This window comes from Nocardioides sp. (genome assembly GCF_036503465.1).
Classification (GTDB): domain Bacteria; phylum Actinomycetota; class Actinomycetes; order Propionibacteriales; family Nocardioidaceae; genus Nocardioides.
In genome coordinates, this window is sequence record NZ_DASXWU010000089.1 from 1 (window position 1) to 23,537 (window position 23,537).

The 23,537-nt window shown below is 70.5% G+C and carries 19 protein-coding genes; 11 read left to right on the forward strand and 8 right to left on the reverse strand.

Annotated elements, in window-relative coordinates; translation table 11 throughout:
- On the forward strand, window positions 1-2,734 hold a 2,734-nt coding region (locus tag VGK78_RS16015), incomplete at its 5' end, for a vitamin B12-dependent ribonucleotide reductase (RefSeq protein ID WP_331528707.1).
- Between the two features lie 101 nt (window positions 2,735-2,835).
- Here VGK78_RS16015 and VGK78_RS16020 read toward each other — a convergent pair.
- From VGK78_RS16020 to VGK78_RS16030, 3 genes are all read right to left on the reverse strand, one after another.
- Entirely contained in the window at window positions 2,836-3,165 is a 330-nt protein-coding gene (locus tag VGK78_RS16020; RefSeq protein ID WP_331528708.1) for a hypothetical protein, read from the reverse strand.
- Window positions 3,162-5,678, reverse strand: a complete 2,517-nt coding sequence (locus VGK78_RS16025) for a zinc dependent phospholipase C family protein (protein ID WP_331528709.1) — start codon at window positions 5,676-5,678, stop codon at window positions 3,162-3,164. Before VGK78_RS16025 ends, VGK78_RS16020 begins: the two co-directional genes overlap by 4 nt.
- 138 nt (window positions 5,679-5,816) lie before the next feature.
- Window positions 5,817-6,836 (reverse strand): hypothetical protein, encoded by a 1,020-nt coding sequence (locus VGK78_RS16030; RefSeq protein ID WP_331528711.1) that lies wholly within the window; start codon window positions 6,834-6,836, stop codon window positions 5,817-5,819.
- A gap of 273 nt (window positions 6,837-7,109) precedes the next feature.
- On the opposite strand from VGK78_RS16030, the gene VGK78_RS16035 reads away from it, so the two are divergent.
- The 3 genes from VGK78_RS16035 to VGK78_RS16045 all read left to right on the forward strand — a co-directional run bounded on the left by VGK78_RS16035 (window position 7,110) and on the right by VGK78_RS16045 (window position 11,538).
- Window positions 7,110-8,072 carry a PASTA domain-containing protein gene (locus tag VGK78_RS16035; RefSeq protein ID WP_331528713.1) on the forward strand — a complete coding sequence of 321 codons (963 nt, stop codon included), beginning with the start codon at window positions 7,110-7,112 and terminating at the stop codon, window positions 8,070-8,072.
- Between the two features lie 174 nt (window positions 8,073-8,246).
- Window positions 8,247-11,171, forward strand: a complete 2,925-nt coding sequence (locus VGK78_RS16040; RefSeq protein ID WP_331528715.1) for a M36 family metallopeptidase — start codon at window positions 8,247-8,249, stop codon at window positions 11,169-11,171.
- Between the two features lie 175 nt (window positions 11,172-11,346).
- On the forward strand, window positions 11,347-11,538 hold the full coding sequence (locus VGK78_RS16045) for a DUF2510 domain-containing protein (protein WP_331528716.1): 192 nt from the start codon (window positions 11,347-11,349) through the stop codon (window positions 11,536-11,538).
- 31 nt (window positions 11,539-11,569) lie between these two features.
- Here VGK78_RS16045 and VGK78_RS16050 read toward each other — a convergent pair whose 3' ends face one another.
- Window positions 11,570-12,049 carry a hypothetical protein gene (locus VGK78_RS16050; RefSeq protein ID WP_331528717.1) on the reverse strand — a complete coding sequence of 160 codons (480 nt, stop codon included), beginning with the start codon at window positions 12,047-12,049 and terminating at the stop codon, window positions 11,570-11,572.
- Between the two features lie 90 nt (window positions 12,050-12,139).
- Here VGK78_RS16050 and VGK78_RS16055 point away from each other — a divergent pair, with 90 nt between their 5' ends.
- From VGK78_RS16055 to VGK78_RS16065, 3 genes are all read left to right on the forward strand, one after another.
- Complete coding sequence (locus VGK78_RS16055; RefSeq protein ID WP_331528718.1) at window positions 12,140-15,253, forward strand: SEC-C domain-containing protein; 3,114 nt, start codon at window positions 12,140-12,142, stop codon at window positions 15,251-15,253.
- Window positions 15,254-15,315: 62 nt separating this feature from the next.
- The gene (locus tag VGK78_RS16060) at window positions 15,316-15,549 is read left to right on the forward strand and encodes a hypothetical protein (RefSeq protein ID WP_331528719.1); all 234 of its coding nucleotides are present in this window, start codon (window positions 15,316-15,318) and stop codon (window positions 15,547-15,549) included.
- A gap of 161 nt (window positions 15,550-15,710) precedes the next feature.
- Window positions 15,711-16,946, forward strand: a complete 1,236-nt coding sequence (locus VGK78_RS16065; RefSeq protein WP_331528720.1) for a DUF222 domain-containing protein — start codon at window positions 15,711-15,713, stop codon at window positions 16,944-16,946.
- A 69-nt stretch (window positions 16,947-17,015) separates the two neighbouring features.
- On the opposite strand, the gene VGK78_RS16070 is transcribed toward VGK78_RS16065, so the two are convergent.
- The 3 genes from VGK78_RS16070 to VGK78_RS16080 are packed head-to-tail and all read right to left on the reverse strand — an operon-like array spanning window position 17,016 to window position 18,110.
- Window positions 17,016-17,390, reverse strand: a complete 375-nt coding sequence (locus VGK78_RS16070) for a carboxymuconolactone decarboxylase family protein (protein WP_331528722.1) — start codon at window positions 17,388-17,390, stop codon at window positions 17,016-17,018.
- Between the two features lie 31 nt (window positions 17,391-17,421).
- Complete coding sequence (locus VGK78_RS16075; protein WP_331528723.1) at window positions 17,422-17,685, reverse strand: metal-sensitive transcriptional regulator; 264 nt, start codon at window positions 17,683-17,685, stop codon at window positions 17,422-17,424.
- Entirely contained in the window at window positions 17,685-18,110 is a 426-nt protein-coding gene (locus tag VGK78_RS16080) for a DUF302 domain-containing protein (protein WP_331528724.1), read from the reverse strand. Before VGK78_RS16080 ends, VGK78_RS16075 begins: the two co-directional genes overlap by 1 nt.
- Before the next feature lie 96 nt (window positions 18,111-18,206).
- On the opposite strand from VGK78_RS16080, the gene VGK78_RS16085 reads away from it, so the two are divergent.
- Together VGK78_RS16085 and VGK78_RS16090 are read left to right on the forward strand one after the other, a co-directional pair.
- Window positions 18,207-18,368 (forward strand): hypothetical protein, encoded by a 162-nt coding sequence (locus VGK78_RS16085; RefSeq protein WP_331528725.1) that lies wholly within the window; start codon window positions 18,207-18,209, stop codon window positions 18,366-18,368.
- 96 nt (window positions 18,369-18,464) lie between these two features.
- Window positions 18,465-20,231 (forward strand): AMP-binding protein, encoded by a 1,767-nt coding sequence (locus VGK78_RS16090; RefSeq protein ID WP_331528727.1) that lies wholly within the window; start codon window positions 18,465-18,467, stop codon window positions 20,229-20,231.
- 183 nt (window positions 20,232-20,414) lie between these two features.
- Here the strand turns inward: VGK78_RS16090 and VGK78_RS16095 are convergent, their stop codons facing one another.
- Complete coding sequence (locus VGK78_RS16095; protein ID WP_331528728.1) at window positions 20,415-21,428, reverse strand: NADPH:quinone oxidoreductase family protein; 1,014 nt, start codon at window positions 21,426-21,428, stop codon at window positions 20,415-20,417.
- A 22-nt stretch (window positions 21,429-21,450) separates the two neighbouring features.
- Between VGK78_RS16095 and VGK78_RS16100 the strand changes: the two genes are divergently transcribed.
- Both VGK78_RS16100 and VGK78_RS16105 read left to right on the forward strand, forming a co-directional pair.
- The gene (locus VGK78_RS16100) at window positions 21,451-22,410 is read left to right on the forward strand and encodes a 3-oxoacyl-ACP synthase III family protein (RefSeq protein WP_331528729.1); all 960 of its coding nucleotides are present in this window, start codon (window positions 21,451-21,453) and stop codon (window positions 22,408-22,410) included.
- Window positions 22,411-22,606: 196 nt separating this feature from the next.
- Window positions 22,607-23,533, forward strand: coding sequence for a hypothetical protein (locus VGK78_RS16105; RefSeq protein ID WP_331528730.1), 927 nt, complete (start codon window positions 22,607-22,609; stop codon window positions 23,531-23,533).
- Window positions 23,534-23,537: the final 4 nt, after the last annotated feature.

Sequence of the window (23,537 nt, forward strand, 5' to 3'; positions counted from 1 at the left end):
GAAGAAGTACCGCGAGGCGGGCGAGACCTTCGGCTACTTCGCGAGCCTGGCCGAGGCCGAGCTGTTCGAGCACGAGCTCACGTGGCTGCTGCTGCACCAGTACTTCTCGTTCAACTCGCCGGTGTGGTTCAACGTCGGCACCCCGTCGCCGCAGCAGGTCTCCGCGTGCTTCATCCTCTCCGTCGACGACTCGATGGACTCGATCCTGAACTGGTACAAGGAGGAGGGCTTCATCTTCAAGGGCGGCTCGGGCGCCGGCCTGAACCTCTCCCGCATCCGGTCGTCGAAGGAGCTGCTCAGCAGCGGCGGTACGGCGTCCGGCCCGGTCTCCTTCATGCGCGGCGCCGACGCCTCGGCCGGCACCATCAAGTCCGGCGGTGCGACGCGGCGTGCGGCGAAGATGGTCGTGCTCGACGTCAACCACCCCGACATCGAGGAGTTCGTCGAGACCAAGGCGCGCGAGGAGAACAAGATCCGCGCGCTGCGCGACGCCGGCTTCGACATGGACCTCGGCGGTCGCGACATCACCTCCGTGCAGTACCAGAACGCCAACAACTCCGTGCGCGTCAGCGACGAGTTCATGCGCGCGGTCGAGGACGGCACGACGTTCGGGCTCAAGGCTCGCAAGACCGGCGAGGTCATCGAGACCGTCGACGCCCGCGAGCTGTTCGCCAAGATCAGCCAGGCGGCGTGGGAGTGCGCCGACCCGGGCCTGCAGTACGACGACACCATCAACGACTGGCACACCAACCCCGAGACCGGCCGGATCACCGCGTCCAACCCGTGCTCGGAGTACATGTCGCTCGACAACTCCTCGTGCAACCTGGCCAGCCTCAACCTGTTGAAGTTCCTCAAGGACGACGACACCTTCGACGCCAAGCTCTTCCAGCAGGCCGTCGAGCTGATCATCACCGCGATGGACATCTCGATCTGCTTCGCCGACTTCCCGACCGAGGCGATCGGCAAGACCACGGTCGACTACCGCCAGCTCGGCATCGGCTACGCCAACCTCGGCGCGCTGCTGATGGCGATGGGTCTGGGCTACGACTCCGACGGCGGCCGCTCGATGGCCGCGGCGATCACGTCGCTGATGACCGGCGCGTCGTACAAGAGGAGTGCGGAGCTGGCCGCGATCGTCGGCCCGTACGCCGGCTACGCCCGCAACGCCGAGGCGCACAACCGGGTGATGCGCAAGCACCAGGCCGCCAACGACGCCGTGCGCACCCTCCACCTCGAGGACGCCCGCGTGCACAAGCTGGCCACCCAGGCCTGGGCCGGCGTGGTCGAGCTCGGCAAGGCCAACGGCTTCCGCAACGCCCAGGCGTCTGTGCTCGCCCCCACCGGCACCATCGGCTTCATGATGGACTGCGACACCACCGGCATCGAGCCCGACTTCTCGCTGGTGAAGTTCAAGAAGCTGGTCGGCGGCGGCTCGATGCAGATCGTCAACCAGACCATCCCGCGGGCCCTGAAGAAGCTGGGGTACGACGAGGAGAAGATCGAGGCGATCGTCGCCTACATCGGCGAGCACGGCCACGTGATCGACGCGCCCGGTCTGAAGACCGAGCACTACGAGGTCTTCGACACCGCGATGGGCGCACGCGCCCTGGCCCCGATGGGCCACGTCCGGATGATGGCGGCCGCCCAGCCGTTCCTGTCCGGCGCGATCAGCAAGACGGTCAACCTCCCCGAGACCGCCACGGTCGAGGAGATCGAGGACATCTACCTCCAGTCGTGGAAGCTCGGCCTCAAGGCCACCGCGGTCTACCGCGACAACTGCAAGGTCGGCCAGCCCCTCGCCGACGGGAAATCCGACTCGGCCAAGGCCGACCAGGCCCGCGCGACTTCGGTGGTTGAGGAGGGCCCCCTGGGGGCCCGTCTCGAAACCAGCGAAGTCAAGGAGGTCGTGGTCTACCGCCCGACCCGCAAGCGCCTCCCGAAGTCGCGGCAGTCGCTGACCACGAGCTTCACGGTCGGCGGCGCCGAGGGCTACCTCACCTCCGGTGCCCACGAGGACGGCGAGCTCGGCGAGATCTTCCTCAAGCTCGGCAAGCAGGGCTCCACCCTCGCCGGCGTGATGGACGCGTTCTCCATTGCCGTCTCCATCGGCCTGCAGTACGGCGTCCCCCTGGAAACCTACGTCTCGAAGTTCACCAACCTGTCCTTCGAGCCCAACGGCCTCACCGACGACCCCGACGTCCGGATGGCCAAGTCCCTGATGGACTACGTCTTCCGCCGCCTCGCCCTGGACTACCTGTCCTTCGAGGACCGCCAGATGCTCGGCATCTATTCCGCCGAGGAGCGCCAGCGCTACCTCGAGACGGGCAGCTACGAGCCGGTGGAAGAGGAAGAAGTCGGCAGCGCGAGCGAAGTCATCGGCGACCTCTCCGCCCCCGACGCTTCGATCGTCGATGTCGAGGACGACGACAACTCGGTGGTCGAGCCGGCCGCAACCTCGGTGGTCGAGCCCGCGAGCGCAGCGAGCGGTGTCGAGACCCAAGGTGCCGACACCGAAACGAAGGACACGCACGGCACCGAGCAACGCGAAGTCCCGGCCCAATCGGTGGTCGAGCGGAGTCGAGACCAAGAAGCCCACACCTCCGCAGAACTCCTGGAGAAGATCACCGGCACCGCGGTGGACTCCCCCCTCTGCATGACCTGCGGCACCAAGATGCGCCCCGCCGGCTCCTGCTACGTCTGCGAAGGCTGCGGCAGCACCAGCGGCTGCAGCTAATACATCGGTTGGCTCCGCTGGCGTCGGGTCCAGCCAGGCCACGACAAGACGCAGGGGTCGAAGAAGTGTCCGATAGCGCACTCGAAGAGGTCTACGCGGAGCTAAAAGCCGCAGACCGGGTCGAACGGTCCGGTGTACGACGCGTCGATCAGCAGGATGTCCGGCGACTCCCAGCACGCGGTCGGCGGCCAGGTCGGGCGGACGCCGCGGTCGCCGACCGTGGCGCGGATCAGCAGGTACGGGTAGACCTGCTCGCGCCGGGGCCGTCGCTCTCGGCCGATCTCGGCGGCCAGGCCCCGCCACTCGTCGGCCAGGCCCGGGTCGGGCTGCCAGCCGGGGTTGGGGTCGCGCCACTCGGGCTGTTCCTCGTCCTTGCCGACGACGACGTCGGGGTCGGTGCCACGCTGGGTATCGCGATTCGGGCCGCTCATCGGTCTCCGCCTTTCTCCGCGAGGCGGCGCTGCCAGTCCAGTCCGGTCTCGAGATCGTGCGGCTCCCCGGGGTGCTCCTTGCAGGGGTCATAGCCGTACCTCTCGGGCGGCGGCGCGTCCACGCGGGTGAGGTAGTGCGCCTGCAGGTCGAGGTGCGGGTCGTACCACTGCGCGTCGAGCGGATCGCCGTTCGAATCCTCCTGCCGCGGGTTGTCGGTGTCGGCGTGGAACTGCTGCGGCGGCGTGCAGGGCTGCGCGTAGCTGAAGTCCGACTGCTGGGTCGCGGTGAAGTCCGGCACGCACTCCCACGAGCCGCGCATGTCGGGGTCGCTGGGGTCGCGGGCGAGGTTGTGCCGGCTCCAGTCCCAGGTCTTCCAGGCGTAGCCGCGGTCGGCGTCGAGGTTGAAGTCCGGCACGCCGAAGTCCTCCTGGTCGCGGTCGCGCAGGACGCACGCGACCAGGTACGTCGAGTAGTCGACCGGGGCGCCGAGGTGCCGGTCCTGGGCGAGCAGGGCGGTGAGCCTGGTGAAGGTGTCCTCGGGCGTTGTGGCCTTCTCGAGCTCCTCGCGCGCGGTCGCGTCCCCGGCCATCGCCGACAGCAGCACGGTGCTGTCCGTGCCGGCGACGTACGGGCCGGCGTGGGTGGCCGCGCCCTCGCGTGGCACGCCTTGACCGGCGAGGTTCTTCAACGGGTACTTCCACGGCAGGATCCACTCGCTCGGCTTGAACTCCTGCGTCCCGTCGCCGGCGTACCGCAGATGCCCGGTCAGGGTGAGCGCGGCCGCGATGTCGGGCCAGACGACGTCGCCGGGGTGGTCGCGGACGACGTTGCGCGGGTACGCCGGGTCCAGGCCGTGGGACGACGTGGCCGACAGCCGGCCGGACGGCTCGTCGAGCGGGATGGGTGACCCACCGCCGATCCCGAACGGGTCGTCGAGCGCTCCGCCCACGTCGTACTCCACCGTCGCACCGAGGCGGGTGAGCCCGATCGCGACCTCCTCCGGCTTCGGCATCAGGAAGGCGGACATGACCAGCGCCCGGCGGGCCAGCATGTAGAGGTTCCAGGCCGGGACGACGACGGTCCAGTAGACGACCTCGCGCGCGGGCCAGAGGAGGGGATCGAGGATCAGGCTCGGCAGGATGGTGGCCAGCCACACCGCGACCTCGGCGATGTAGACCGCCCAGGCGAAGATCGCGAGCAGCAGGTCGATCAGGGTGAAGTCGTCGTCATCGTCGACGTCCGCGCCCCGCGACGGGTCGTCGTCCACGCCGCCACCGCCGCCACCGGGCGGGGTGGGGAAGGAGTGGTCGGTGAAGACGTCCGGCGGTGCGGGCTTGCGCGGCGAGAGGCCGTCGCGGCAGGCCATCTTCAGGTAGCCGTAGACGATCGCCCACATCTGCGCCATCGCCTGGGCGTTGGGCCGGCCGTCGGGGTCTCCCGACGCGTCGTCGGCGGAGAACTGCGGGTCCTGGGTCAGGATCTTGGGACCGCGCGGGTGGACGCCGGCCATCGTGTCGAGCAGCGCATCGGTGAGGTGGGTGGGCAGCTCACCGGAGTCCATGTCGAAGAAGTCGGCGCGGCTGGCCGCGTGCGTGGGGCCGTCGGCGTCGTCGTACGCCGGGAAGCCGGTGAAGTAGTCGTACGCCGGGGCGTCGTCGCGTCCGCCGTACGGCGCGTCGTCGCGGTGGCGGAGGGCGACCCAGAAGTGCAGGGCGCTGGTGCCGAATTCGCCGTACAGCGGGCCGGGATGGGTTGCGTCGTAGTTCTGCGAGTCGAAGTGGCCCTCCACGAGGTGGTGGCGCTGCCAGTGGTCGCGGTAGGGACCGCCGCACTTGGCGTTGGTGAAGGGGTGACCGGTGACGTCGGTCGCGCAGTGCGACATCCAGCCCACCGCGAACGCCAGCCGGGCCTCCGCGTCCTTCCGCGCGTCGTCGTCGGTGGCAGCTGCGAGCGCCTCGCGGGCCTGCCGGTAGAGGACGAAGGGGAACTGGTAGGTCTTGCGGTAGTGGAAGATGTCGCTCCAGTAGAAGGCCTCGTCGGCGTAGGCCTGCGGCGGACCGGAGGTCAGGACGCCGAACCAGTCGCCCATCACCGCGAGCAGCCCCTTGAACGCGTCCATGATCGCGGCGGCGAGCTCGGTGAGGATCTGGCCGAGCTGGGCGGACAACCCACCCGTCAGCTGCGACGCGAGCTGGGATGCGTTCGTGCTGATCGGCTCGATCCACTTCTCCCACCGGCTGATGAACTCGGCGTCGATCTCCGCCCAGACGTCCATCGCCCACTGGATGACCTGGCGGATCACGCAGCCCTTGGTGTTGGCGAAGTCGGGGAGCATGTAGAAGAGGTCCGGCCCGATCGCACCGAGCGCGAGGTAGTTGCGCCAGGTGTGGCACAGCTCTCCGAGCTCCTGCGCGTCGGCCGGATCGACGCCGAGTCCTGGCGGGACATCTCCGGCGCGGAGTCTCTCCGCGGTCTGACGCGCGGCGTCCATGTGCACGTACCAACCCGGCATGGCGGGCCCCCTGGTGGTCGTGAAGCTCCCTGGCGAAGAGACTCCTCGGCGACGGGTCGTACGGCAAGGACAATCGGACGTCCTACTTTCGGACGCCGTCGTGCGGCTCGGGACGGGAACCGAGTCGTCGCCCGCCGGTTAGACGAGTTCCTCGAAGTCGACGGCGTCCACTACTTCTTTGAGCTGAGGCTCCCTGGACAGGTCGACTGGCATGAGCTCTTGAACCGCGCCCTTCTGGATGAGGATGCGCTCGGTGCTCGCGTCGTTGACGATCTGGGCTGCGTCCGCGTGGTCCCACTGGATCCCGTCGAGCCTTGACCGTGCGAATCGAGCAGCGAGGACGACCTCGGCGCGGATCTTGCCGTAGGCGTCGGGGGCTGCGGCACGCATGGCGACGATCCGGGCAGCGGTGAGGGCGGGGGCGACGGCGAACGCCTCCTTCACCGTGACCAGGGCCTGGCCACACACCAGCTGCTTGTACATGTCCGCCGTCTCCCGCTTGGTGAGCTTCTTGAGCGAGAGATTGCCGGCAGACGTCGTGGTCGGCTTACGTTCGGGGACGCTGCTGACGGCAGGGACCACCACCACGAGTGTCACCTCTGAGCCATCGACGCCAACGGCTGCGGCGGCGGCTTCGTTGTCCTCGAACGCATCCGCGAGGACCGTCAGAACGGTGTCCGGGTCGTTCGCGTTCAAGGCGGCCCATTGCTCGTCCAGGGACGCCTGCCACTGGACGCGTTCTTGCTCGTAGGAAGCAGCGAGCTCGGACGCGTCCGCCTGGGCGCGGCGTTCCGCTTCTTCGAGGGCTGCTTTGCGAGCCGATCGCGCGAAGATGCTGGTTGAGGCTTTCGCCTCCTTGACGTGCTTGGTCCGAAAGGCGGCTACGTCGATCGGGGGAGGCGCGGGCGCGATCGGTCGTTGCGCGAGGTCAAACTGGGCTCGATGCACATTGAGGATCGCGAGGAGAGCCTGGGCAAGGGCCTGTGCCTGCTCCTGCTTCTCCGCGGCCCGTGTCGCGGCAGCGAGCTGACGGTTGGTGGTGGCAGTTCCCGTTCGGCTTCGGCTCCGGGACGACGTACCGCCTCTGTATCCGCTCGTGTAGTACGAGACCGGGCCCACACCGGTCGAGAATCCGGTGCGCCCGCCACCGACGTGCACTCTGGCGATCCGTGGGCCGAGGCTCGTGCGAACACCCCGGCTGGACGCTCGCACGCGCACTCCTGGGGCCAACCTCACCGAGAAACCCATGGCTGCTCCCGTGGCGCAGTTCGAAACTCTGACGTATCACGAGACTTTCTCACGACCCCCGCTGCCCCGACTCTCGGCCGGAGCCGAAATTTTACGTTCGGTGAACACGGTCGCCTCGACCGACTTACGGTGTGCGCCTCGGCGGCTGTGGGAGAACGGCCGTGAAGCACACGGGGTGGCACGATGACGACGACAGGTCCTACGACGAACGCGGGCTGGTATCCGGACCCGACGACCCCGGGGCGCATCAGGTACTGGGACGGGAAGGTCTGGACGGAGCACTCGCTCGAGGCGCCGCCCGCGCAGAGCACCGCACGGCTGGGCCAAGCCGGTGACTCCGCCACCACGACGCGGCCGTGGTGGCGACGCTGGTGGGTCATCACGATCGCGGCGGTGGTGGTCCTCATGATCATCGGTTCGCTCACCCCCGGATCGGGCGACGACAAGAAGCCGGCCTCTCCGCCGCAGGCTGCGGCACCGACCCAGAGCGCGGCGGCGACCCACAGCGCGTCACCGAAGGTTCACGCCGCCAAGGTCAAGCAAGCGACGGTTCCGATGCTTGCCGGCATGTCGCTGGGAGAGGCGCGCCAAACGCTTCGCTCCCACCACCTCCTCGGCGGCTACATCGAGCGGCGGCCCTCGGCCCTGCCCCCCGGGACGGTTCTGTCCCAGGGATTCCGCGGCGGCAAGAAGGTGCTGCTGGGCACCGGCATCCCGCTCGTAATCGCCGCACCGCTCCCCCGCGTCCCCGCGGTCGTAGGACAATCTGCGAGTGCGGCTGTGCAGGTGCTCAGGGGCGCCGGCTTCCGAACCCACACCATCCGCAAGACGACGACGTCGGGCTCAAACGGTGTGGTGCTGAGCCAGTCTCCGCTGTCCGGACTGCCGGTGCGCCCCCACGCTGTCGTCACCATCGTCGTGGCGCACGTGGTCCTGCCGGTGACACCAACACCGACCCAGACGGCAGCGCCGACCCCGACGCAGAACTGCACTCCCGGTTACTCGCCGTGCCTCCCTCCGGCGTACGACTATGACTGTGCGGGTGGCTCAGGTGACGGCCCGAAGTATGTCTCCGGGACGGTCCGGGTCACGGGCAGTGACCCGTACGATCTGGATGCCGACGGCGACGGGTACGGGTGCGACTAGCAGATCTCGTCCATCGCCGGGGGCCTCAACGGACGACCAACCTGTAACGCCACGGGGCCGTCGCGTAGTGACGTCGTGGCTGTGTCAAGGTTCCACCACCTCTTGTATCGGCAACCAACGTCGGGTGAGACTGTTGCCGCTCGGCGGGGGCCGGGCTTTTCCATAGGGGTGGACATGGCCGGAGGTTTCGCCGCCAGGACGAGCCGGGGCTGGCTCGTTGCTCTCGTCTCGATCAGCACGGCCACCGGGCTGGCCGTCGCGGCCGGGCCGGTCGCCACGGCCGCTGCGGGCGGTCATCGGGGGGACATGGTCGCCTCCAAGTCGAGCGCCGCCGATCGCTCGGAGATGAAACCGGCGTACGACGACCGCGCCGGCGGTACTCCCGCCGTCCAGCGAGCCCTGGCCCGCAAGGCGGCGCTGGCGTCGAGCCGGCCGGCGACGGAGGCGCTGCGCAAGTCGCTCGGCACCGAGGGCGTGCTCGAGATTGACGGGCTGACCGGGACTCCGCGCCAGGTGCTCCGCACCAACGGCTTCCTCACCGGGCGCAGCGGGGCGCCGGCGGCCCGGATCGCGATGGGCTACGTCCGGGCGCACGCGGCGGCGTTCGGACTGCGCTCGTCGGACTTCTCGACGTTCCACCTCCGTCGTGACTACGTCGACATCGCGGGCATCCACCACCTGTCCTGGATCCAGCGGGCGGGTGGCATCGCGCTGTTCGGCAACGGGCTGCAGGCCAACGTGACCCGCAGCGGCCGGCTGCTCAGCGTGCTCGGCTCACCGGTGTCCGGGCTGCACGCCGTGGCTGCCGGCGGCCGGGTGGCCACCGGGTCGGCCGCGATCCGCGCGGCTCGGGCGGACCTGGGCGAGAAGAGCCTGCGTGCCGGGCCGGCCGACAAGGCGCACGCGGTGCTCTTCCAGACACCGTCCGGCACCCAAAGGGGCTGGGAGACCGTCACCATGTCCGCCGCGCACCCGGCGCTGCACGTCATCGACGACAGCGGGCGGGTGCTGCTCCGGCAGAGCCTGGAGAGCGACGCCGGCCCCGCCCAGGACCCGGCCGACGGCCTGGCCTTCGACTACTTCCCGGGTGCGTCCAACGGCGGGACCCAGCACCCGGTCGACTACACGGCCAAGGGCTGGCTGCCGGCGACGGCGGGCACGCTGAACGGGAACAACACGCACACCTACGCAGACACCAACGACGACAACACCGTCAACCGCACCGAGGAGATCCCGCCGCGCACCGGCAACTCGTGGGACTACCCGCTGGTGCCGTTCCACCTGGCGAACGTCTCGTTCTGCGACAACCCGTGGCCGTGCTCGTGGAACCCGGACGTGCCGTTCTCCTGGCAGACCAACCGCAACCAGAACGCCGCGCAGGTCTTCGACTACGTCAACAACTGGCACGACCACCTGATGGCGGCGCCGATCGGCTTCACGGAGGCGGCCGGCAACTTCCAGGCCAAGAACTTCACCCGGTCGGGCAAGGGCGGCGACGCGGTGCAGGCGCAGACCGACGATGGTGCGGCGATCGACAACGGCCTGCCGGACGGCAGCCACGTCGACAACGCCAACATGAGTACGCCGCCGGACGGGCAGGCGCCGCGGATGCAGATGTACCTGCAGCACACGCCGGGCACGACGTACCCCGACGGTGACCCGTTCTCGCCGACCAACGTGGGCGACGAGGCGGACACGGTGTACCACGAGTACACACACGGCCTGTCCAACCGGCTCGTGGTCGACGCCTCCGGCGCCTCGACGCTCGGCGGCGTGCAGGCGGGCGCGATGGGCGAGGCCTGGAGCGACTGGTACGCCCAGGACTACCTGGTCGCCCACGGGCTGGCCACCGACAGCAAGACCATCGGCGACCTGGTGATCTTCCCGTACGACGGGCAGGGCGTCTTCCTGGACCGCACCGAGCCGATGGACTGCCAGCCGGACAAGACGAGCACCCGCTGCCCGGGTACGCCGGGCGCCGGCAAGGGCGGCTACACCTACGGCGACTACGGCAAGATCGTCGGCGTCCCCGAGGTGCACGCCGACGGCGAGATCTGGAGCCAGACGCTGTGGGACCTGCGCAGCAAGATCGGGTCCTCGGCGGCCGAGTCGATCGTCACCCGGGCGATGTCGCTCTCGCCGGCCAACCCGTCGTACCTCGACGAGCGCAACGCGATCCTCTCGGCCGACGAGGCGGTCTTCGGCGGCTCGCATCACGACGCGATCTGGTCGGTGTTCGCGCGCCGCGGCATGGGCTTCTTCGCCGCCGCGCTGAACGGCAACGACTCCGCGCCGGGTGAGGACTTCTCGCTGCCGCCGGCACCGGGGTCGGCGACGGGGACTTTGACGGGCGTCGTCACCCAGATCGACTCGGGCCAGCCGCTGGCCGGCGCCACGGTCGTCATCGCGACTCCCATCGCGGGGACGACGACGACGGCGGTCACCGGGGCCGACGGCCGCTACACGCTCAGTGGGCTGCCGGTCGGCACCTACCCGAAGGTGACCGCGTCCGCGCCGGGCTACGACGGCGTCACGGTGTCGGTGACGGTCGGGACCGGTACGACGACCCGCGACTTCGCGCTGCGCAAGGACTGGCTGGCGGCGTCCGGCGGCGCCCAGGTGACGGCGTTCGACGGCCCGGACTTCACCCCCGACTGCGGACCCGACTTCGCGATCGACCAGTCCCGTGCCACCGGCTGGGGCAGTACGTCGGACCTGGTGAACGGCCTGCCGGGACCGAACACGCCGAAGGCCATCACCATCCGGATGCCCCAGGCGGTGAACGTGACGCAGTTCGCGGTCGACCCGAGCGCGACCTGTGGTGACGCGGGGAGTGCCTCCACGGGTGACTACAAGCTGGAGACGTCGCCGGACGGCACCACCTGGACCGTTGCGTCGCAGGGCACGTTCACGGTCGACCAGCGCGGCACGCTGGTGTCGATCACCCCGGCGGCGGGCAGCGGCACCAACGTGCTGTTCGTCAGGTTCACGATGGTCACGCCGCAGGTCTTCCAGGTGGGGTCGTGCCCCGGCAACTTCTCCGGCTGCGACTTCATGGACATGTCGGAGATCGAGGCCTTCGGCAGCGCCGCTCCGTAGGCGGTCGGTTGGGGCGGTCGGCTGCGGCCGCCCCACCTGGCTCGTTCGGGACCCTCATCCGGGTCGTTGGTCCCACGAGGTCTGACCGATCGGACCGTTGTTCGCCGTTCCGCTCCACCCCCTCGGTGAGCGCGCCTAGGGTGCGGACGTTCCGAGAAGCAGCTCCGGGGGATGCATGAGCACGACAGACACGGCCGCGCAGGCGGGCTGGTACGCCGTCGGCAGCGGTCGCGAGCGGTACTGGGACGGCTGGGCCTGGACCGATCGGGTGCGCCCGGTGCCGGCGTACGTGCGCATCGAGCGGCGCGACCACCTGTTGCTGGGACTGACCGACTTCCTGGCGCCGGCGGAGTTCGCAGCCAACTGACGAGGCAGGCGCCTCGGCAGCTACGGCTGGGTCAGCCCGCGGACAGGTCGACGCCGCAGGTCTTCTTGGCGTCGGCGGCGATCTTGTCGGCGGCCGCGCTGACGTCGCTGCTGTTCAGGGCCTGGAGCTTCGGCAGCACCGCCTGGAGCTTGGCCGGGTCGACGTCCTTCGGCACCTGTCCCGCCTGCATCGAGGCCAGGTCGCTGGGTGTGATGCCGGCGGCCTTCAGGGCGTCCTGAAGCGTCGTGATGGCGTTGTCGAGGGTCTTCCAGTCGGCGGAGACGTTGTCGGGCGCCTTGTCGGCGAGGGTGTGCATCTTCGCGAACACCGTGTCGAGCTTGCTCATGTCGGCGTTGCTGCCGTTGAGGCTGTCGAAGTAGGTCTTGTCCGACTTCAGCTCGTCGCAGTAGCTGCCGGAGGAGGTCGAGCTGCTGCCTCCGCCGCCACAGGCGGCGAGGAGGGTGGCGGTGAGGCCGAGGGTCATGGAGCCGATGACGACGTTCACGCGCATGGGTGTTCTCCCCGTGGTTGGCCGGTGTGTTGTGAATCTACGGCTCAGGAGGCAGGAAGTCTTCGCCAGGTACGTCGTAGCGTGTGCCGGGTGGGCGACGACGGTGTGCCGTCGGAGGACTCCTGGGGCTTCGACGACGAGGAGGACGAGAAGCTCCTCGAGGCGTGGGCGGAGGTCGACCGGGAGGCGGCGGCGTACCTGAGGGAACACCTCGCACGCCTCGACATCCCGCTGCCGGGTCCGGAGCGTGACGCGGCGGGCGCGAGGCTGCGGCGCGACCTCGAGTCCGGGAATCGGGACGCGGGGTACTTCCGGGTCGCCAACGGCTGGTCCGACGACCTGCCGAGCGACGCCGTCCTGTGGCTCGAGGCCGCGGCCTCGACGATCTCGCCGGCCGAGCTCCCCGACACACCGGCCGAGGAGCTGGCGTCGGTGATGGCGCTGCAGCACGTGGACTGGCTGGGCCTGGTGCTGGGTCTGGTACGCCGTGGGGTCGGCGCCGAGCTCGACGCGGCGACCGCGGAGGTCGACATCGACGGTCTCGAGGACATCGAGGGCGAGGTCGAGGATCCGGAGGGCCGGCTGGACGTCCTCGAGACGGCGGTTGAGGTCCTCGCCCCGCTCTGGACGTACCTCGGCATCCTCGACCGCGACCGGCGGCTGACCGCCCTGGGGCGCTGGGGACTGCCGGCGGCGCTGGGCCACACGTGGGATCCCACCTCCTTCGAGCCGCGGGCGCCGCGACTCGAGCCGGAGGTCGTGAGGGCAGCGCTCGACATCCTCGCGGAGGGTGCTCGATCGCTGGAGGACCTCCGCAAGGCACTGGCCCAGCGCAGCACCATCGTGTCGCTGGAGGACCTGCACGCAGACCTGATCGCCCACGAGGAGATCTGGGCATTCGAGGACGACACCCTCGGCCACGTTCCGACCTTGAGCCAGGACGTCGTCGTCACCCACGAGCTCACGGCCGAGGAGAAGAACCTCGGGATGCTCGAGGCCGGCACCGACCTCGACGTCTGGGCGATGCTCGCCGACGAGGGCTGCCCGCTCGTGGGCGGCGGCACCGTCGCCCTGCGCTACCGCGACCACGGGTACGACGTACCCGGCGACGCGCGTGAGGCGCTGCAGGGGCCCGAGGGATGGCTCGACGACTTCGCGCCCACCGACCTCATCGGGCTGCGCTACGTCGACGGCGCGTTGCGGCTCGAGGCGGCCGACCCCACGGCGTACGACGACGAGCCCTACACCGAGGAGATGACGGCCCTGGCCGGGATCATCGAGGAGGCGGTCGCCCTCGACGAGGAGTACGGCGACCCCACCGCGCCCGGGGCGAGCGGCGCGGAGATCGTGTACCGGATGCGGAGTGCTCATCCCGACTCGCTGCGACGGCCGCTGCCACCGCTCGGATTGCTGGCCACGTCGCTCGGGTACGAGCTGCAGCACGGATACGTCTGCCGGCCGGGGGCGACGTGGGGCGAGCAGCCGCCGGAGTGGTTCTCCGAGGATCAGCGCGACCTGTGGAGCCGGTGGAAGGCGGCGACGGCGCACTGGCGTCGGGAGCACGAGGTCCCGGCCGACGGGCTGGAGGACCTCGCCCGGGACCTCGATGCCCACGAGCTGCTGGGCTTCGTGTCGCCGGACGTGATCGCCGAGCCGTCGCTGGAGGCGTTCCTGGAAGCCATGGAGCAGGCCGTCGACGAGCGACTGCTCGCCGTACCCCGACTGCTGCGGGCGAGCGGCGCCGAGGCCCGTGGCGACATGAAGGCGTACCGGGCCCTGCTGGAGGCGGCCCTGGAGGCCGACCCCGGCAACCGCGAGGCGCTCGTCGACCTCGCCGACCTGCACGCCATCGCCGGCGAGGCCCGGGAGGCGGACCGGCTCTATCGTCTGGGTGGGCTGCCCGCCGGCTCGGACGAGATCACCACGCTGCGGGCCTTCCTGGAACCACCGGCGGACGGCCCCGGCCGCAACCGGCCGTGCCCGTGCGGCTCGGGCAAGAAGTACAAGGTGTGCCACGGCCGGACCGCCGTACACCCGTTGGAGCAGCGCGCGCACTGGCTGTGGGTCAAGGTCTGCATGTTCGCCCAGCGGACGCCGCAGCGCGCCGACATGTTCGAGTGGGGCGCCGTGCTCGCCGGAGCCGAGCCCGACAGCCGCGAGGCCGCGCGGCAGGCGTTCGAGAATCCCATGGTCCACGACTTCGCGATCGGTGACGGCGGGCTGCTCGAGGAGTTCCTCAATGTCATGGGAGATCTGCTGCCGGCCGACGAGCGGGCCCTCGCGGAGTCGTGGGTCGGGCGGCCGATGAGGCTGTTGGAGGTACGACGCGTGCTGCCGATGCGCGGGATCGTCGCAACCGACCTGCTCACCCGCGAGGAGCTCGAGGTCGCGGACCGCCGCCTGTCCCGCGAGGTCGAGCCTCACGACGTACTCCTCGGGCGGCCGCTGGACGACGGGTCGGGGACGCTGCGTCTGCAGTCGCCGCCCTCGTCCATCCCGCGGCTGATGCGCCCTCGGCTGCTGGGGCTGCTCCGTGAGGGCGGCTCTCCTCGGCAGCTGGCGGCGCTGGCGTTCGCGCCGCCCCGGCCGGCGGTGCAGACCACCGGGGGAGAGGAGCTGGTGCTCTGCTCGGCGCGCTACGAGGTGGCGGCCCTGGATGAGACGTGGCGCCGGCTGGCCACACGGCTCGAGGCGGATCCGGGCGAGGAGACCCTGCATCGGCTCTCTCCGGACGACACCGTGCTGGGGACGGTACGTCGTCAGGGCGGACGGCTGGTGCTGGAGACCAACGCGGTCGAGCGGCTCAGGGCGCTGCAGGAGATCCTGGCGGAGGTGGACCCGCGGGCCCGGCTCGTCGACGAGTCCACGGTGCTGTTGGACCCCGACGCCGTGGCTCGGGAGCGCCAGGCCGACGACTTCAGGCAGGAGTCGGTCGACCTGTCCGACCTGTCCGACCTGTCCGACATGTCCGACCTGTCCGACCTGTCGTCCGAGGACCGCGAGGTCATCGCGCGGACGTTCGAGGAGCGGTGGCTCGACGACTCGATCCCGGCCCTGGGTGGCGAGACACCTCGTGAGGCGGCTCAGTCAGCGCGGCGTGACGACCTGATAGCGCTTCTCGACGACTACGAGTGGCAGCACCGACGGAACCCCACGCCGTTCGACATGGACCTCGACCGGCTCCGCAAGGAGCTTGGGATCTAGACGACCTGGGCTGACGTCCTGGGCTGACGTCCTGGGCTGACGTCTTGGGTAGCGTTGCCCGCGTGCCGGACGACTTCGTGATCGCCCGCAACCCGGACGGCGACTCGACGCTGCCCTACCTCCTCCGGGTCCCTCTCGGACCGGCCGGCGTGATCCTCAAGGCGTGCGAGACGTGGCCACGCACGAGCAAGGTCTACTGCCACCGGGTGGACGAGGGCGTTCCGGGCTGCGCGGGGTGGATGACGTCTCCCGTGCGCCGGCCGTGCTGCGTGGGGTCGCTGTGGAACAGCGGTTGACACCGATTCGAACGTGTGTTCTAATGGAGGCACGCCGAGACGATACTGATAGCTGGGGTCTCGGCGGGGCTTGGGAAGCTTGTTCCGGGCCGCCCTGCTCACCGGGCACGCTGCCATCGACACGTGAGACCTGAGTTCGTCGTCGATGTCGGGAGGTGCCGGTGGGACCGCCAGCCACAGTCCACCCGATCCTGGCGTGCATCGGCGCGGTCGAGGCGGCGTTGAAGGACGTGGCCGGGGTGGACCCGACGTTCATGCGGGCGGGGGAGAAGGCCGCGGCGTTGCGTCGGGTGCATGCGCTGGAGGGCCGGTTGACGGGGTTGCGGCTGCGGTTGATGGCCGCCTCGGAGGAGCTGGCTCAGGAGACGGCCGACCACAGTGTGGCGACCTGGCTGGCCTCGGAGACCCGGACCGATCCGCGGGCCCAGGCCGGTGACCTGGCGTTGGCCCGTGGGTTGGACCGCCGGTGGACCCGGTTGGGGGCGGCGGTCGGCGAGGGATCGGTGAACCTGGCGCAGGCGCGGGTGATCGCCCACGCCCTGGACGACCTGCCCACCGGTGAGGTCGACGCCGAGACCCTGGTGAAGGCGGAGGAGACGTTGGTGGGGTACGCCGGGCAGTACGCGCCGGCTCAGCTGCGCCGGCTGGGTCGCCGGATCCTTCAGGTCGCCGCCCCCGAGACCTGTGAGCAGGCCGAGGGCAAGGCGCTGGAGCGGGAGGAACGCCGTGCCGCCGCGGTGGCCAGCCTGGGCTTCCACCGGTGCGGGGACGGGACCACCCGGATCTCCGGCCGGGTGGCCGATGCGGTGGCCGACCGGCTGCGCACGTATCTGGATGCCTACACCTCACCGCGCCACCGGACCGCCGTGCACGAGGAGCCGGTGGGTCCGCGTCGTCGGTTGGGGGAGGCGTTCGCGGCGTTCCTGGAGGCCGTCGACCCCGACCGGATGCCGTTGCACGGCGGGGACGCGACCACGGTGATCGTCACCATCGACCACCAGATGTTGGCCTCGACCCTGGCCGGCGTCGGCCTGGTCGGGGAGGAGCCGATCAGCGCCGCCCAGGCACGGCGGCTGGCGTGTACCGCCCAGATCATCCCCGCGGTCCTGGGCGGGAACTCGGAGGTCCTCGACCTGGGCCGCAGCCGCCGCCTGTTCTCGCCGGCCCAGCGCAAGGCGATGGCGGTGCGTGACCGGCGCTGCCGCGCCGAGGGCTGCACCGTCCCGGCCGCCTGGTGCGAGGCCCACCACGCCAAGCAGCCCTGGACAGCCGGCGGCCGCACCGACCTCGACGACGGCGTCCTGCTCTGCTCCTGGCACCACCACCGCGCCCACGACCACCACTACGACACCCGACGACGACCCGACGGCAACTACCGGTTCCACCGATGCACGTGAGGGTGGACGTTCGAGCAGGAGGCCTCACGGCGCAACCGAGGCGAAGGGCGACGGTGAACTGTCGGATCCTCAGTCGGTCGCGAACTCGCAGAATGCATCATAGGCACGTGGGCCGTAAATCGTGGCGGGTCCGCCGTGCATGAGGAAGGTGACGCCGATCGCTTCGGCGGCCTGCTGGCGTGTGGCCCCGGCGCGGGCGGCGGCCTGGGCGTGGGAGGCGATGCATCCGTCACATCCCTCGACGACGGCGATAGCCAGGGCGATCAGTTCCTTGGTTGCGACGTCGAGGGCGCCGTCGGCGAACGCCGCACGGTGGAGCTCGCTGAACCCCTGGTAGGCGTCGGGGATGGCGCGCCGCAGCCGGCGGTGCAGGGGCAGCAGCTCGTCGAGGACGGCCTCGCCGTGGGGGCTGGCCGTGGGGGCCGAGTCGATCGTGGTGGTCATCGGACCTTTCCTGTGTGGGGTTGGAGGTGCCCTAGGCGAGGCCGAGGAAGAGCTTTTCCATCTTCTTGACGTCGACGGAGTCGGGTCCGTCGCCGGCCGTCATGCACTGCCGGAGGCCGGTGGCGACGACCTGGAAACCGGTGCGCTCGAGTGCCTTGAGAACGGCGGAGAGCTGGGTCAGCACGTCCTCGCACTCCGCGCCCTCCTCCATCATCCTGATCACCTTGCCGAGGTGGCCGTGCGCGCGCTTGGCGCGGTTGATCACGGAATGCATGTCCTGGGCCTCGAGCTGCATCACGCCTCCTGGGGGACGAGTCGGTCGAGGACGGCGAGGAGCCGGCTCCGTGCTTCGGTGGCCACGTCCGCGACCGCCGGGTCGTCCTCCAGCCTCGACATGACGTCGGGATCGACCACCTCGACGACCGAGCCGCCGGTCACCTCGCGGACCACGACGTTGCATGGCAGGAGGGTCGCGACCGACGGCGCCGCCGCGAGCGCCCGGTGCGCCAGCTGGGGCCGGCAGGCTCCGAGGATGACCTGCGCCGGCACGTCGACGCCGAGCTTGCTCGACAGGGTGGCCCTGACGTCGATCTCGGTGAGGACGCCGAAGCCCTGGTCGGCCAGCCCGTCACGCATCCGTGCCACGGCCTCGTCGAACGGCAACAGGGTCGCCACCCGCATCGTGTACCGCCTCGAGGCGTGGGTGTCGGCGATCGTCATCGGCTTCCTCCTCGGTCGCTCCATGTGTCATTATAACCCCCCGGGGGGATATCCCCTAGGGGGGATTATGTCCTATCCGTCACAGTGAGAGAAGCCATGTGCCACCCAGTCCGCTGCCACACCTGCGGCCTCACCACCTGGCGCGGGTGCGGAGCGCACGCCGCCCAGCTCAGGGCCGTGATCCCCGCCGACGAGTGGTGCCCCGGCCATCCCCGCTCCCAGCGCCGCGGGATCCTCTGGCGACTGCTCGGACGCTGACCGGCCGACCGTCGCCGGGCGGCCTCGTCCCGGAGGCTCGACGGACCTGGATCGGCGTAATGTCGCCACCAGATCACCTACGAGGGGGTGGCGCCGATGGCGGGCGCGGCGAAGGTCTCGGTGGCGGGTGTGGCGGAGCGCCGGGAGGCGCTCGAGCGGAGACACCGCCCGTGGCGTGGACGATCGCTGGCCGCGCTGCTGGACGAGGTGGCGGCGGAGCACCCCGACCGGGCGTTCGTGATCACCGACGACGGGACCTGGACCTACCGCGAGCTCTCTGAATGGTCGAGGGCGATCGGGCGCGGGCTCGTGGACCGGGGGGTGAAGGCGGGGGAGCACGTCGCGGTCGTGCTGCCGAACGGTCCGGAGACGATCGCGGTCAAGTTCGCGATCGCGCGGGCCGGGGCGGTCGCGGTGCCGGTCAACATCCTGCTCAAGGCCGAGGAGCTCGGCTACGTGCTCGGCCAGTCACGGTCGGTGGCGCTGGTGACGATGGAGGAGTTCCGCGGCATCGACGCGCTGGAGACGCTCGACCAGGTCACGCCGGGGTGGGAGAACGGCGGCGCGAGCGAGACGCTGCCGGACCTGCGGCTGGTGGTCACCGTGCCGAAAGGGCCAGGCAGGAGTGGGCAGGGTACGGCGAGCCGGCGGCCGGGCGTGCTCGACCTGGCCGGTCTGGCCCACGATCCCGACCCGGCGCTCGACGCCGAGCTGGACCGGCGTACGGCGGCGGTCGAGCCGGGCGACACGGCCTCGATCTTCTACACGTCCGGCACCACCGGCCAGGCCAAGGGCGTGATCTCCACGCACGACATGGAGCTGCGCAGCGCCTACGGGTCGGCGTACACCCGCGCCTTCGAGGACGGCCGGCGGATCCTGTTCGCGCTGCCCTTGCACCACGTGTTCGCGTACGTCGAGGGGCTGCTGGCGTCGATGTTCGTGGCCGGAGCGGTGGTGGTGCAGGCCGCGTTCGACCCGAAGGCGACGCTCGAGGCGGTGGAGAAGCACGGTGCGAACGAGGCGTTGTTCGTGCCGACCATGAGCCTGGCGATCGTCGACGCCGCCCGTGGTGGGGGCTACGACCTGGGCTCGCTGCACTCGGTGATGTCCGCGGCCGCGTCGGCGCCGGCGCGGCTGTGGCAGGACCTGAACGAGGTGCTGGGCGTCGAGCAGCTGGTGACGGCGTACGGCATGACCGAGACCGCCGCGGCGACGACGTTCACGATGCCGGGCGACCCGATCGAGCACCTGGTCGACACCGTGGGCAACCCGAAGCTGGGCGGGATCGCCGGCGACCCTGGGCTGGACGGCCGGCTCGCGGAGTACCGGACCGTCGACCCCACCGGCGCCCTTCTGCCGGACGGCGAGGAAGGCGAGCTCGTGGCGCGCGGACCGATCATCACGCCTGGCTACTTCGACAAGCCTCGGGAGACCGCCGAGGCGACGCTGGCCGACGGATGGCTGCGGTCGGGCGATCTCGGCATCGTCCGCGAGGACGGCTACCTGGTGCTGACCGGGCGCAGCAAGGAGCTGTACAAGTGCGGCGGCGAGCTGGTGATGCCCGGCGAGGTCGAGGCGCGCCTGACCCGGCTCCCGGATGTCGCGCAGGCGCACGTGGTCGGCGTACCCGACGAGCGGATGGGTGAGGTCGGCTGCGCGTGGATCGTGCCGACCGAAGGCGCCACACCCGACGCCGACGCGCTGGTCGGCTACTGCAGCGACGAGCTGGCGCGGTTCAAGGTGCCCAAGTACGTGCTGTTCACCACCGCCGATCGGCTGCCGCTGACGGCGTCGGGCAAGGTGCAGAAGTTCCGCCTGGCGCAGCAGGCGACCGAGCAGCTCGGGCTAGCCGAGCAGAGCTGAGGGGACGATCCGCACCGGGTACGGGTGCGTCGCCAACGTCGTCATGGTCACCATGGTGCCAGTGCACGGTGGTTTCGAGACGCTCGCAGAGCTCGCTCCTCAACCACCGAGGCAGGTCGCAGAGCTCGCTCCTCAACCACCGAGGGAGGTCGCAGAGCTCGCTCCTCAACCACCGAGGAAGCGTCAGACGGTCAGGACGACGCGGCCGATCACCTCGCGGCGCGCGAGCAGTCCGAGCGCGGCCGGGGCCTGGTCGAACGGCAGCGCGGTCACGCGCGGTGCCACCACGCCGGCGGCCACCAGGTCGACCAGCTCGGCGTGGATGTGGCGGAGCAGGTCGGGATTCTCGCGGCGGTACGTCGCGAGGTGGAGGCCGATCAGGGAGTAGCTGCGCAGCAGCACGTGGTTGACCGGCGCCTGCGGGACCGTGCCGCCGGCGAAGCCCACGGTGACCAGGCGACCCTCGAACGCCAGGCATCGGCGTACCCGGTCGAAGACGTCGCCGCCGACCACGTCGAGCGTGACGTCGGCGCCGCCGAGCTCGCGCACCCGGTCGACGAGGTCCGGGTCGTCGGGGTCGAGCACGAGGTCGGCACCGAGCTCGCGGCAGGCCTCGGCCTTGGCCGACCCGGAGGCGAGCGCGACGACGTACGCACCGGCCGCCCTGCCGAGCTGGATCGCGGCGGAGCCGACGCCGCCGGCGGCGCCGGTGACCAGCAGCCGCTCGCCGGGCCGCAGCCCGGCGCGGTGGTGGAGCGCGGCGTGCGCGGTCGTGTAGGCGACGTGCAGCACGGCCGCGGTGGTGGCCGGCATGGAGTCCGGCACCGGGTAGGTCTGGGCGTCGGGCACGGTCAGCGACTCCTGGAAGGCGCCCTCGGGGAGCTCCGGTACGACGGCCACGCGCTCGCCCACGCGGCGTACCGAGCCGGGGCCGACGGACACGACCTCACCGGCGGCCTCGAAGCCGGGGGAGAAGGGGAGCTCGGGGCGCTCCTGGTAGCGCCCGGTGCACAGCAGCAGGTCGGGATGGTTGAGCCCGGCCGCCTCGACCCGCACCCGCACCTCGCCGGGCCCGGGATCGCGGACCGGCCGGCGCTCGAGCCGCAGCGCCTCCTCCGGCGAACCCAGCCGATGCACCTGCCACGACCGCGGCATCGCCTCCGCTGAGCCGGAATCCGAGGCGACATCCGTGGGCATGGCCGCATCGTATGGTGGAAGCGTGACCTCACCCGCCGTCGGCGCCGCTCCGGTGGGTGTGGGCATGGCGGTCCCCGAGGCCGTCGTGCACAACAAGGAGATCGCCGAGCGGCTCGGGGTCGACGAGGAGTGGGTGACCTCCCGCACCGGCACCCGCGAACGACATGTGGCGGCACCCGGCGAGCGGCTCGACCACTTCGCTACCGGGGCGGCCGAGTCGGCCCTGGCGGACGCAGGGATCGACGCGAGCGAGGTCGACCTGGTGGTGCTGGGCACCACGAGCGCGGAGGAGATGAGCCCGCACGCCGCGCCGATGATCGCCGCCGACATCGGCGCGATCGGCGCCGGCGCGTTCGACGTGAACAACGCCTGCTGCGGCTTCCTGACCTGTCTCTCCGTGGCGGCCGCGCAGATCGAGTCCGGGCGCGCGCGGACCGTGGTGGCGATCGGCGCCGACCTGCTGAACAGGTACCTCGACCACGACGACCGCGGGACCGCGATGCTGTTCGGCGACGGTGCCGGGGCCGTCGTGCTCACGGCCGTGGACGGGCCCTCGCGGGTGGGCCGCACCGTGCTGCACTCCGACGGCGACGGGCGTCACCTGATCCGGCTCGGTCGTGACGACCAGACGATCCGGATGGACGGGCCGACGGTCTACAAGTACGCCGTGCGGTCCATGACCGAGGTGACCCGTGAGGTCCTCGAGCAGGACGGGCTCTCCCAGGACGACATCGACCTGTTCGTCTACCACCAGGCGAACTCCCGGATCATCGCCGCGGTCGGCCATCGGCTCGGCCTGCCGACCGAGCGCGTGGTCGACGTACTGGCCGAGTACGCCAACACCTCCGCGGCCTCCCTCCCGATCGCGCTGGCCGACGCGCAGGCCGCCGGTCGGCTGCACGACGGTGACCGTGTGCTGCTCTCCGCGTTCGGCGCGGGGATGGTGTGGGGTGCCCTCGTCGCCCGCTGGGGCGCTGCCTGACGGGTTGTCGAGGGCCCCCGGACGGACGGCACCGTCGGCCGGATCACGGGGATCTATCGGTTTGCGATCTATTTCGTGGTTCCGCCACGCTCGCCAGATATATCGGGTTACGTTCCTTTCGCGCCGGGGGACGACACGCCGTTCCGCGGCGTCCTCCCCGCTGGGGAGCAACACTCACCCACTCTCAAGGAGAACAATGAAGGTCATCAGCTCGGGTCTCGTCGCAGGCCTCGCCGGTGTCGCCGCAGCGGCCCTGATCTCGCTCGCCCCCTCGGCGAACGCCACGTCTGGGCAGACTGTGATGGTCCGGCCAGGAGGCTTCGACACCAACGGGCTCTCCGACACGCGCAGCGCCGGACACTGGGAGTTCCTCAAGGAGGGGCTGCACGTCTGGACAGACGACAACTCGAGCAACGCCAAGGCTGCCGAGTACGTCGACGTGCCGTCGCAGGGGCTTCCCGACTCGGCGTCGCTGACGTGGTACGGCACGGATAACCAGCCGGGCGTCCAGATCGTCTTCGACACCGACGGTGACCTCTCGACCACGGACAACAACTACAACATCCTGGTCGGGGAGCCGGCGTACGGCGACGACTTCTGGTACACCGGTGGGTCGGCGCGTGCAACGCAGCGCGGCTTCACCTGCCCCGAGACCACCGGCGGCTCCGGCTCGGACTGCCACGGCACCCTCGCCGAGTGGCAGACCGCACTGCCGAGCGCCAAGCTGTACGCCGTCGGCTTCTCGCTCGGCTCGGGCATCCTGGGCAACGGCGTCATCCACGACATCCAGGTAGGCGACACCGACTACCAGTTCAGCAGCGAGCCGCAGATCACCACGGTCCCGGTGACCGGCACGGCGACGGCGACCGAGGTCGACTACCGCCACTCCTCGGTGCTCAACATCAAGTTCGTCACCGACCAGCTCGGCGACAACCAGGTCCAGGGCCGCAAGCTGGCCTTCAAGGTGACCGACGACGACACCCGCGTCTACACCAGCAAGATGGGTGACGACGAGCGGGCCTTCACCAAGCTCCGCTTCTCAGAGGGCTCGGGCCGGCACGTCGTGCGGATCTACAAGGCGGGCGAGCTCGACCAGAGGATCGTCCTGCACCTGGGTCGGTGACACC

Coding starts and splice junctions, on each gene's coding strand:
- VGK78_RS16020 (WP_331528708.1), bottom strand. CDS start 3,165: ATGAGCGGCCCGAATCGCGATACCCAGCGTGGCACCGACCCCGACGTC.
- VGK78_RS16025 (WP_331528709.1), bottom strand. CDS start 5,678: ATGCCGGGTTGGTACGTGCACATGGACGCCGCGCGTCAGACCGCGGAG.
- VGK78_RS16035 (WP_331528713.1), top strand. CDS start 7,110: ATGACGACGACAGGTCCTACGACGAACGCGGGCTGGTATCCGGACCCG.
- VGK78_RS16040 (WP_331528715.1), top strand. CDS start 8,247: ATGGCCGGAGGTTTCGCCGCCAGGACGAGCCGGGGCTGGCTCGTTGCT.
- VGK78_RS16045 (WP_331528716.1), top strand. CDS start 11,347: ATGAGCACGACAGACACGGCCGCGCAGGCGGGCTGGTACGCCGTCGGC.
- VGK78_RS16050 (WP_331528717.1), bottom strand. CDS start 12,049: ATGCGCGTGAACGTCGTCATCGGCTCCATGACCCTCGGCCTCACCGCC.
- VGK78_RS16070 (WP_331528722.1), bottom strand. CDS start 17,390: ATGACCACCACGATCGACTCGGCCCCCACGGCCAGCCCCCACGGCGAG.
- VGK78_RS16075 (WP_331528723.1), bottom strand. CDS start 17,685: ATGCAGCTCGAGGCCCAGGACATGCATTCCGTGATCAACCGCGCCAAG.
- VGK78_RS16080 (WP_331528724.1), bottom strand. CDS start 18,110: ATGACGATCGCCGACACCCACGCCTCGAGGCGGTACACGATGCGGGTG.
- VGK78_RS16085 (WP_331528725.1), top strand. CDS start 18,207: ATGTGCCACCCAGTCCGCTGCCACACCTGCGGCCTCACCACCTGGCGC.
- VGK78_RS16090 (WP_331528727.1), top strand. CDS start 18,465: ATGGCGGGCGCGGCGAAGGTCTCGGTGGCGGGTGTGGCGGAGCGCCGG.
- VGK78_RS16095 (WP_331528728.1), bottom strand. CDS start 21,428: ATGCCCACGGATGTCGCCTCGGATTCCGGCTCAGCGGAGGCGATGCCG.
- VGK78_RS16105 (WP_331528730.1), top strand. CDS start 22,607: ATGAAGGTCATCAGCTCGGGTCTCGTCGCAGGCCTCGCCGGTGTCGCC.